General features: G+C 49.8%; 8 protein-coding genes. 5 read left to right on the forward strand and 3 right to left on the reverse strand.

Annotation, left to right across the window (positions count from 1 at the left end; translation table 11 throughout):
- Positions 1 to 147 precede the first annotated feature (147 nt).
- Complete coding sequence (locus JDF658_RS08005; protein ID WP_200805656.1) at positions 148 to 1512, forward strand: hypothetical protein; 1365 nt, start codon at positions 148 to 150, stop codon at positions 1510 to 1512.
- 86 nt (positions 1513 to 1598) lie between these two features.
- On the opposite strand, the gene JDF658_RS08010 is transcribed toward JDF658_RS08005, so the two are convergent.
- The 3 genes from JDF658_RS08010 to JDF658_RS08020 all read right to left on the reverse strand — a co-directional run bounded on the left by JDF658_RS08010 (position 1599) and on the right by JDF658_RS08020 (position 3163).
- Complete coding sequence (locus JDF658_RS08010; protein ID WP_079907120.1) at positions 1599 to 2063, reverse strand: DUF6385 domain-containing protein; 465 nt, start codon at positions 2061 to 2063, stop codon at positions 1599 to 1601.
- 15 nt (positions 2064 to 2078) lie between these two features.
- Positions 2079 to 2378, reverse strand: a complete 300-nt coding sequence (locus JDF658_RS08015) for a DUF6385 domain-containing protein (protein WP_079907122.1) — start codon at positions 2376 to 2378, stop codon at positions 2079 to 2081.
- Positions 2379 to 2488: 110 nt separating this feature from the next.
- Positions 2489 to 3163, reverse strand: coding sequence for a DUF6385 domain-containing protein (locus tag JDF658_RS08020; RefSeq protein ID WP_079907123.1), 675 nt, complete (start codon positions 3161 to 3163; stop codon positions 2489 to 2491).
- Between the two features lie 127 nt (positions 3164 to 3290).
- Here JDF658_RS08020 and JDF658_RS08025 point away from each other — a divergent pair, with 127 nt between their 5' ends.
- Genes JDF658_RS08025 through JDF658_RS08040 form a run of 4 tightly spaced genes read left to right on the forward strand, consistent with a single transcriptional unit; the run spans position 3291 to position 9849 of the window.
- Positions 3291 to 5273 carry a TPR domain-containing glycosyltransferase gene (locus tag JDF658_RS08025; protein ID WP_159446591.1) on the forward strand — a complete coding sequence of 661 codons (1983 nt, stop codon included), beginning with the start codon at positions 3291 to 3293 and terminating at the stop codon, positions 5271 to 5273.
- Between the two features lie 3 nt (positions 5274 to 5276).
- Positions 5277 to 7037, forward strand: a complete 1761-nt coding sequence (locus JDF658_RS08030; protein ID WP_079907127.1) for a TPR domain-containing glycosyltransferase — start codon at positions 5277 to 5279, stop codon at positions 7035 to 7037.
- A 2-nt stretch (positions 7038 to 7039) separates the two neighbouring features.
- Entirely contained in the window at positions 7040 to 8368 is a 1329-nt protein-coding gene (locus tag JDF658_RS08035; RefSeq protein WP_079907129.1) for a glycosyltransferase family 2 protein, read from the forward strand.
- The gene (locus tag JDF658_RS08040; protein WP_200805657.1) at positions 8359 to 9849 is read left to right on the forward strand and encodes a glycosyltransferase family 2 protein; all 1491 of its coding nucleotides are present in this window, start codon (positions 8359 to 8361) and stop codon (positions 9847 to 9849) included. The genes JDF658_RS08035 and JDF658_RS08040 overlap by 10 nt, the downstream gene beginning before the upstream one ends.
- Positions 9850 to 10011 lie beyond the last annotated feature (162 nt).

A 10011-nucleotide genomic window follows, 5' to 3' on the forward strand; every position in this document is an offset into this window, starting at 1 on the left:
CTGGGATGTCGAGGCGGGAATGTGGGGGATTTTACGAGTACATGCTGAGAAAAAGAAAAACCTGTTGAAATTAAAATGATGTTCAACGCATATCCCCTGCCTGGCGGACATAAATTGTTAGGGAAATTGTCCGAAGGGAGGGGTTTTATGTTTCTGGCTTATCGCAGTTTGAAACGATTTTTACTAAAAGTAACTGCCGGCATCCTGGCTATCGGCTTCCTGGCCGCAGCTCTGGCTTTTCTGACCCCGGGCAGCAAAGCCCTAAATGTCTGGTCCTGGAAACGCAGCAATTTCAAGGAGGTCATGGAGAAGGAGAAAAAAGAAAAGCCGGAAGTCATGGCCCGGCAGCGCAAATTGCTGGAAGAACGCTATAACCTCACCGGTAAAACCACCAAAGAAGTTACCATGTCCCGGGGCAAACCCATTCCCGTGGGCCCCACCGCCAGACTGAAAAAGGGCCTGACCTGGCAGGAGCTGGCCCAGATGAGCCCGGAGGAAATCAAGAAAAAAGGACTTTTCCCCTATTTGCCTCTGCCCCATCCCCATCCGGCCAATGGCGGTATGGTCTTTCCCCCCGTGCAGTTAAAACAGTTTCCCGAGCTGACCCGTTTCGATGTGGATTTCGACCTGCCTGATGCTTATCTACCCGAATTTCCGCCTGCCATGTTTCTTACCACCAGACCGGAACTGGGAGACGTGTCCAAAGGACAGGTCATTACCCTGGACAATTTTTATGAGCTGTTCAAGGACATCCTCACCCCCGTCCAGCTGGAAGGCCTGCGCCTGTTAGTCACCCGCTTTCCCCAGCAACAGTTCAATGCTACCGATGACCGCAAATCGGAAAAGCCCAGCCAGGGGGTTTCCTGTTTTGATTGCCATGTTAATGGCCACACCACCGGTCAATTCCATCTTAACCCTGACAACCGGCCCCAGGAAGCCCGTTTCCGTATCGATACTCCCAGCCTGCGCGGCACCTTTATCCAGCAGCTATTCGGTTCCAAGCGTTCCCTGCGTTCCGTCGAGGACTTCACCGAATTTGAACAGCGGTCCGCCTATTTTGATGGCGACCATGTAGCTGCTGCCAAAAAGGGCATCAATCCCCTGTCCCGGGAACAGGTAATGCACATGGCCCAGTTTATTAACATGCTGGATTTCCCACCCGCACCCAAGCTGAATGAATATGGTCGCCTCAATCCAGCCAAAGCCACTGAAGCAGAACTGCGGGGAGAGCAGATCTTCTTCGGCAAAGGCCGCTGCAGCAAGTGCCATCCCGCTCCCTATTATACCGACAATCTGGCCCATGATCTGAAGGTAGAGCGCTTCTATGAAGGCCGTCCGGAAGGGCCTATCAAGACTTTCCCGTTACGGGGATTAAAGGATAGTCCACCTTACCTGCATGATGGGAGATTGTTGACCATCGAGGATACGGTGGAATTCTTCAACCTGGTGCTGGAATTGAAGCTGAGTGATCAGGAGAAAAAGGACCTGGTGGCTTTTTTGAGGCAGTTGTAGTTAAGTTGCAGTTTGCCCGGGTTGAGCCTGGCGAATACAAAGTAATTAAAAATCGCTCCTGTTGCCAGGGGCGATTCTTCTTTTTCTTAACTATGACCTTGAAAATATATATCCACGATTCCATCCGGACCTTGATTATCAATTTTTACCAGCTCCACCGCCAGGTAGCGCAAGAAAAAGTTTGGATTCATCACCTTAGCTTTCTCGGGTTCAAGTACCTGGGCCAACCCATCCGTTACCCACGGACCGGTGCTCTCCGGAGCGATCAGCAAAGTAGCTACTACAGTGACACTGCCTACATTATGCAACAGATAACTATATTCACGCAATGTAGCTACATCCTGCTGCAACCATTTTTGGGGTATGCCCGTTACCTGCACACCCTGTAGTTTTTGTGAAACAAAAACAGGTACCTGAATAACATTCATGGGTTCAATAATTTTTTTTATAATCAACTGCCCCTGGTTATCGGTTTTCAGCGGTTGGGAGGTATTGGTTCCGTAAACCTGGACCCTAAACTCATTGGGATAGTAATTGGCATACTTGCTCATATTCTACCCTCCCAATCAGAAGTAATAAATCCACAAATCAAAACTGGTCTGGCAAAACTCTGTCTTATATTTCACTCTCAGAAAGGGAGCGGGAGTGGATAAGATAAGCCTTTGCAAACAGCCCGGATTGGTCGAAGTCTGGGCATTTTCCCTGAGAAAATCCTCTCCATTCGGACTGATTTCCAGCCACCAGATAACCGGGAATAGGCCCTGGTTTTTGAGAAAAACCGTAACAGTACTTGCGCCACTGATTTCTACCGGGCCGGTGGAATTTTCAGTAGTATTAGCAATTACATTCGGTATATACAATAGCATTGGCTATTCACCACCAGTGACCATATTAATAAAAACCTGTATCCTGACCCGGATAAACATGAAAACAGGCACTTGTCTGCTCAGACAAAGTGCCCTATCTAAATTAGGTTCTAAACCTGTGCCTGATAGGTTATATTTAAGGTTACAGCACTGGCAGCATCCACAGCCCGGTAGTAAATTCGAGCATATTTGACCTGGTAGGAACCAACCAAAAAAGCCACACTGTTCTGGTTCAGAGTGACCGGACTACCATCATTGACCCAGTCGGACTCATCAGCTCCCACTGCGCTAAGTTGTAGCTGAACAACCGCCTGGGCATTTGCCACCGTAGAGCTGTTTTTGACAGCAAATGTCCAGGTATTGTAACCCAGAATCGGCCTGGCAGTTGCGCCGCTGGCAGTAACAGAAACATTATTGGCAATTACTTCTGTAACATCTGTAGTTGCCAGATTATTCATTGAGACATTGACCAGACCAGTACCTAGAGAAACGGCCAGTTGTCCTGATCCTGTAGTTACTGTGACTGTCCCTACATTAATATTTCCGGTAACCGCCAGGCCCGTCGAGGTCACAGTTACTGTGCCTACATCTACTGCACCAGTCACTGACAATCCCGTAGAAGTGACTGTGACTGTACCTACATTAATACTTCCGGTAACCGCCAGGCCCGTTGAAGTAATAACTATACTACCAGAGTTATCAGTATTAATAGCCTGATTCTGGCTGCCGAATATCTTGATTTTTAGTGAATCAGGATTATCCTGAAAAACTTTATAGTTCGGCATACCTTTCACTCCCTAATTAATCAGATAGCTGATATACACTATGATAAGCTCAAAAAAATTGTTACCTTTTTCTGCAACTTTCTTTGGTTTAAACAATAATATAGTTTTAGGCAAAGGGGGGATAGAAATGAACAATCCTACCATCACCGCCTGCCTGGTAGTAAAAAATGAAGGTAAATACCTGGAACGCTGTTTGTCCAGCATTAAACCGGCAGTGGAGGAAATTGTTATCGTAGATACCGGTTCCAGCGATAACACATTAGAAATCGCTCGCCGTTTTACGGAAAAAATATATATCCAGCCCTGGCAGGATAATTTCAGTCAGGTGCGCAATTTCGCCCTGCAACAGGCCACAGGGGACTGGATTCTGGTTATTGATGGTGATGAAGAGCTGCATCCTGACAGTATTGCCTGTCTGCGCAACAAAATTTCAGCTACCGAAGTTGAAGGTTATTTGCTGAAAATCATTAATTATTTCAATTCCGGCTCAGAAGTGCTAACAGCTGCTGATGTGGTATTCCGGTTCTTCCGCAACCGGCCCCAGTACCGTTTTACCGGGGCAGTACATGAACAAATTTGTGACAACATCCTGGCCGTCAATCCTACCGCTAAAATCGAAATTGCTGAAGATATAGTGCTTTATCACTATGGCTATCTGGATGAAGAGATCGAAAACAAGGACAAACGGCAGCGCAATTTACGCTTACTGTTGAAAGAAGTAGACAGTAACCCTGATCATCTTCTGAACCGTTTCCACCTGGGAGTGGAATATTTCCGCGCCCGAGAATATACTGAAGCGTTATCCCAGTTCCGCCTGGTTCAATCCCGGCTTGCTCCCCAGGCACTTTATGCCCCCAAGCTTTACCGTTACATTGCCTCCTGTCTTTTACATCTAAAAAACTATCAGGAATTACTGGATTTTATTGAGCAAGAATGGCGTCCTCTCTTTCCCCAACAGGGAGATCTGTATTTTATCCACGGACTGGTTTTAAAGGAGCTCAAACAACCGGCCCTGGCTATAACCAGCTTTCGTCAATGTCTGGAACTGCCACCCCAGCCAGCCTTTTATGCCAATGTGTACAGCTGCCAGGTGGATAAAGTTAATTACCATCTGGGAGAACTGGCTGAATATTTTCAGGACCGGGAAGGGGCACTCAAGTATTACTTAACTGCCCTTCAACACAATCCCAATCTGGTTCCCGCTTTAGCCCGCATTATTGCCATTCTGGAACCGCGCAAATATCCACAGGAAACTATGACCGATTTGGAAAAGGTTTTTGATTTTTCCGAGCCCTCTGCCCGTTTGTTACTGGGCCGCCTGTTATTCAATGAAAAAGCTTATCAGCTGGCCCTTGCCTGTTTTGAACAAGCTTTAAGCCAGCTGGAGGACGGTCCTGAGAATATCATCTGGTTAGCTGGCCTCTGTCAGCTGAAACTGGGTAATATCCTGGCCGCCCAATCTCTGTTTGGCCGCCTTTCCCCGGCTGGTTCCCTTTTTCTGTCGGCTCAATACCACCTTATCCTCTGGTACTGGGTTTATGGTCACCGGAAACATGCCCTTCAAACTCTCCGCAATTTGCAGCAGTTCCTTTCCCCGACTGCCTGTCTGCTGCACTTGCTGGTTTACGGCTATCTCCCGCCAACCAGCTCTGCTGCTATTGAAGGCGAATGGCAGCAGGCTGCCTGGGAACTGCTGGTCCAAATTGCAGAGTACCAAAAGCTGAAAAAATTCTGGCAAGCCAGGAAACGGCTTAAACCCTGGTTGCCACCGGAGCCCGATCTTGCCTGGGTGGAATTATACCTGCAACAGGGCTGGGGAGCTCAGGCAGAAAAACAGGCCCGGCAGCTGGTCAGTCAGAGTCCGGACCCGTATCTGAAATATTTGCTGGCCAAAAGTTGCTGGTTACAGGGTAAACTGGCGGAAGCCGAACAGTTTATGGTCAAGGCCTATCAACAGGGCTACAATGAACCTAGAGTGGCCCGGGAACTGGCCCGCCTTTACCAGGAGCTGGCTCTCTCCGTCCTGCGTACTGAACTGGCAATAAACCCCCAGCACCAGGAATGTGCTCAGCTGCTGGCCCGGATCGAAGCCTGTCTAATTGAGGTGTAAGCTATGGCTGATATCAGTTTGTGCCTAATCGTACGCAATGAGGCTGAATCCCTGGCCACCTGTCTCAGCTCTGCTCAGCCCTGGGTTACGGAAATAATTGTGGTGGATACCGGTTCCACTGATGACACCAGGGCCATAGCCGCCCGCTTTACCGATAAAATCTATACTTTTCCCTGGCAGGATGATTTTGCCGCTGCCCGTAATTTTGCCCTGGATCAAACCCGGGGTGAGTGGATTCTGGTTTTGGATGCCGATGAATACCTGGAGCCTGAATCAGCCGCCTTTCTACCCCAACTGGTAACTAATGCCAGTGGTGTAGACGCCTATCTATTACCTGTAAAAAATCTCCTGGTTCCTGATGGCTCAGACTGGCATCTCTCCTGGGTATTGCGTCTTTTTCGCCAGGACCCCTGGATGCGCTTTCAGGGTCAGATCCACGAGCAGATCACGGTTCCGACCGGTTATCGAACGGAAATTGCCAGCAAGGGACCACTGATTATTCATAGCGGCTATCTCCCGGAACGCCGCCAGAACAAGCACCAGCGCAATCTTGACCTCCTCCAGCGGGCCCTGGCTGCTCAGCCTGACAATCCCTATTATCACTATTATCTAGGAGTTGAGTATCTCTATATCAGAAACTATCAAGCAGCCTGGGAAGAATTCAGTCTGGCCCTGGCTCAAATACCCCCGGCTGTCATCCTGTTCCGTACGGCTACAGTTATGAACGCTTTCCAGTGTTTAAGCGCCCTGGAACGCTGGCAGGAAGCCCTTAATATGCTGGAAGCTGAAATCAAGGTCTACCCCGATTTTCCCGACTATCATTATGCCCTTGGTCTCTGCTACCGGGCTCTGGACGACCACCGCCAGGCCGCCAGCGCTTTTCAGACAGCTCTTGCCCGGACCGGGCCAGCTTTCGGGGGCACAAGCAGGGCGGGAGTAACCGGTTTTCGCAGTCTCTACTATCTTGGTCTTTCCTACCGGGCTTTACGACAGCACTGGCAGGCCGTAATCGCCTGGACTAAAGCTCTGCTGGATAACCCTACCTTCGCTCCAGCATTGAAGGAACTGGTAACCTGCTGGCTGGAATTGGCTGATGGTTTGACCGTCCTGCGCTGGTTATACTACCATTTTAACCTCAATAACCCAGCAGCCACCTTGCTGGTTTGCCGGATTTTCCTGGAACATTTTCAGACTGCTGCTCTCAATTTACTGCTTGAGAATACTTCCTGTGTGGCACTGGCTGATAAATTCCTGTTAATGGGAGAAGCGGCCATGTTGGAAGGGGAGTTTAGCAAGGCCCTGGCTTATTTCCAGCAGATACCTGCAAAGAATCACCGGCGTCCTGCTGCTCTCATCTGGTCCTGTCTGGCAGCATATCTCTCCCGGCAAGAACTGACTCCCATTCTGACCGAACTCAATTCCATTCCCGATGGCCAGGCTAACGCTTCCCTCCTGAACTGGCTACTGGAGCAACAATCCGTTTCTCCTTCAGGGGAAGGAATTGCCAGGGACTTAGCGGTCCAGGTTTATCAAACCCTATGTCGGCTCGGCTGTTCGGAACCGGCTCTACGACTGGCTAACTGGCTCAATGAACAACAAAATTTCCCCGTACGTGAGCTGGCCTGGCAGGCAGCTCTGACAGGGATGATTGAAATCAGCAACAGGCTGCTGGCTGCCAGTCCTCCCCTGGAAGTAGCCAGGTTTTATCAGGAACTCAGCCAGTACTGGCTGAATCGCCTCCCATTAATTGCCGGAGGTGATTGATTATGTTGCTCTCCCTTTGCATGATTGTTAAAAACGAGGAAAACTGTCTGGCCCGCTGCCTGACCTCAGTCCAGGAACTGGTGGATGAAATCATCATCGTTGATACAGGCTCTACGGACAGGACCCTGGAGATTGCCGCCAGTTTCTCTGCCCGCCTATTTTCCTGTCCCTGGACCCATGATTTCAGCCAGGCCCGTAACTTTGCCCTGGAGCAGGCCCGGGGTGACTGGATTCTGGTGCTGGATGCCGACGAGGTTTTAATCCATCAGGGGAGAGAACAGCTGCAGCGGTTTTTGACTGCGCCTGGCAGTCTGTATGAAGGCTTCTACCTGCCGGTTATTAACTTGCATGAGCCAGACAACTGGCTGTATCGCAGCCAGGACCTGGTTGTCCGCCTTTTTCGTAACCGGCCTCACTATCGTTTCAGCGGGGTAATCCACGAACAAGTACTGCCCAGTATAGCCGCTCATGCCGGCAAGGAGGCCATTGGTCAGGCTCCCCTCACCATCTACCATTACGGTTATCTCCCGGCAGTAATCCAGCAAAAACAAAAGTGTCAGCGTAACCAGCAGGTAATCCAGCTGGCCCTGACCCAGAACAAGCAGGACCCTTTTTTGCTTTACAGTCTGGGATGTGAGTATTTGACCGCCGCTAATCCCCGTACCGCCCTGCATTATTTTGAACAGGCCCTGGCAGTCATCCCTACCGGTGCCGGTTACTTACCTGACCTGGCCCTGCGGGCAGGTTACTGCCATTTTCTGCTGGGCAATTGGGCTGATGCTGAAAAATACGCCCCCCTGGCTCCTCAGCTTTATTTGCTCCTGGCTTTGCAGGAACTGGAACAAAATAATTATGCTGCTGCGGAAACCCTGCTGACCCTGGCAGCCAGGGGCTGTCCGGAGGCCCGGACCCAAATCCAGCAGGCCCGGGGGGATATGGCGCTGGCCCGTCAGCAACCTGCCATGGCTGCTCGCTATTATCTGGCGGCCCTCCAGAGCCAGCCGACTTATCTCTATCCCCTGACAAGATTGCTAGAGCTGGCTCAGACTCATCCCCGGCTCTGGCAGGATGAGTGGTTCTGTCTTTATACTCCTGACTCCTGTTTGCGCCTGTTGCAATTCCTGAACTGGCAGCACGATACCCGGCTGGTACTTTACTATATTATGTCTCTGGCTTACCAGAAAGCCTTCTTGCCATTAAAGCAACTGGAGCAGCAAGCCTTGCCCTGCTACCAGGCAGTTATCTATTTGGCCCTGGGAGCTGTCTTCAGTCCCGACCCCTGCTGGTCTTTGCTCTCTGGTTTATTCTGGAAGGAAGAAGGATGGCTATGATTCTGATTGCCAGTCCCATTCGGCAAAAACCTGCTATTTTACGAGAGTTTCTGCGCTCCCTGCAGGAGCTGGATCTGACCGGTTTAACCGCCGATTTCCTCCTCATTGATAACAATGATGATCCTCTCTCCAGCCAGTTACTGCAGGGTTTTCGCCGGGAAGGTTCTACCTACTTCTACGCTCAGGTCCCGCCCAACTCCACCCCTTATCTTTGTAATACTACCACTCACCACTGGAATGATGAGCTGATTAAATTTGTAGCCAGTTTAAAAAACTTTATTCTCAATTTTGCACTGGAAAAAGAATACACCCATGTCTTTCTGGTGGATAGCGACCTAATCCTCCATCCCTTAACCCTCCGGCATCTCTATCTCTGTGAAAAAGACATCGTCTCGGAGATTTTCTGGACCTGCTGGCAACCGGAGACACCTCGCCTTCCCCAGGTCTGGGAAAGGGGACAGTATCAGTTAAGTCCTGAATTTCTCCGACGACTGCAAGTTCCCGGCCTTTACCAGGTGGGCGGGCTGGGGGCCTGTACCCTCATCTCCCACCGGGCTCTAACAGCCGGGGTTAATTTTAATTTTATTCCCAATCTGGATTACTGGGGCGAAGATCGTCATTTCTGCATCCGGGCTGCTGTTCTCGGTTTCCCTCTCTATGTAGATACCCAGTTTCCCGCCCTGCACCTTTACCGGGAAGCAGACATGGCCCGAATTGAGGAATATAAAAAAAGCTACCAGCCCCTCTGGAATTTCCCCCGCCCCGGCTGGCAAAGAAAAAACAGCAACAACCGCGTTACCCTTTCCATGGTGGTACGTAACGAAGCCAATCGCTATCTGGCCCGGGTTTTAGAACAGGCCCGCCCGCTGGTTGATACTGCCGTAATAATTGATGACGGTTCCGAAGATGAAACCCCGGAGCTCTGTGAAAAAATCTTGCAGGGTATCCCTTTAAAACTGATTCGCCGATCCCAATCTTCCTTTCACAATGAAATCGTATTACGCCAGCAACAGTGGCTGGAAACCATCAAGACTGAGCCTGACTGGATCCTGGCTTTAGATGCCGATGAAGTTTTCGAAGACCGTATATATAGCGAGTTTTCCAGCTTAATAAATCAGACTGAATATGACTGGATTGCCTTCCGCCTCTATGATATGTGGGATGAAGACCATTACCGGGAAGATGAATACTGGCAGGCCCACCTGACCTATCGTCCCTTTCTGGTTAGATATATTCCCTCTTTCCCCTATGTCTGGCAGGAAACTGCCTTGCACTGCGGGCGTTTTCCCAGAAATATCACGGAGTTACCAGGCCTGGCCTCAGCTATCAGAATCAAGCACTATGGCTGGGCCCGCCCGGTGGATCGCATAGCTAAGTACCACCGCTATCTGACTCTGGATCCGGAAGGAAAATTCGGCAATATTAAGCAGTATCAATCTATCCTTGACCCAAATCCCCGTCTGCTGAAATGGCTGGATTAAACAGGCATATTCCTGCTTCCCCAGCCATATTTTTTACGAGAATATACTCGCAATTCCCACGAAGGAGGTAAGCAGCAGCTTCAGAAAACTAGACTATAATTGATTGTATTTAACTGTTTTGCTACAATAAAAAAATGGAACTATTATCCATTGGTGAAGCAG

The organism is Carboxydocella sp. JDF658 (genome assembly GCF_002049395.1).
Classification (GTDB): Bacteria; Bacillota.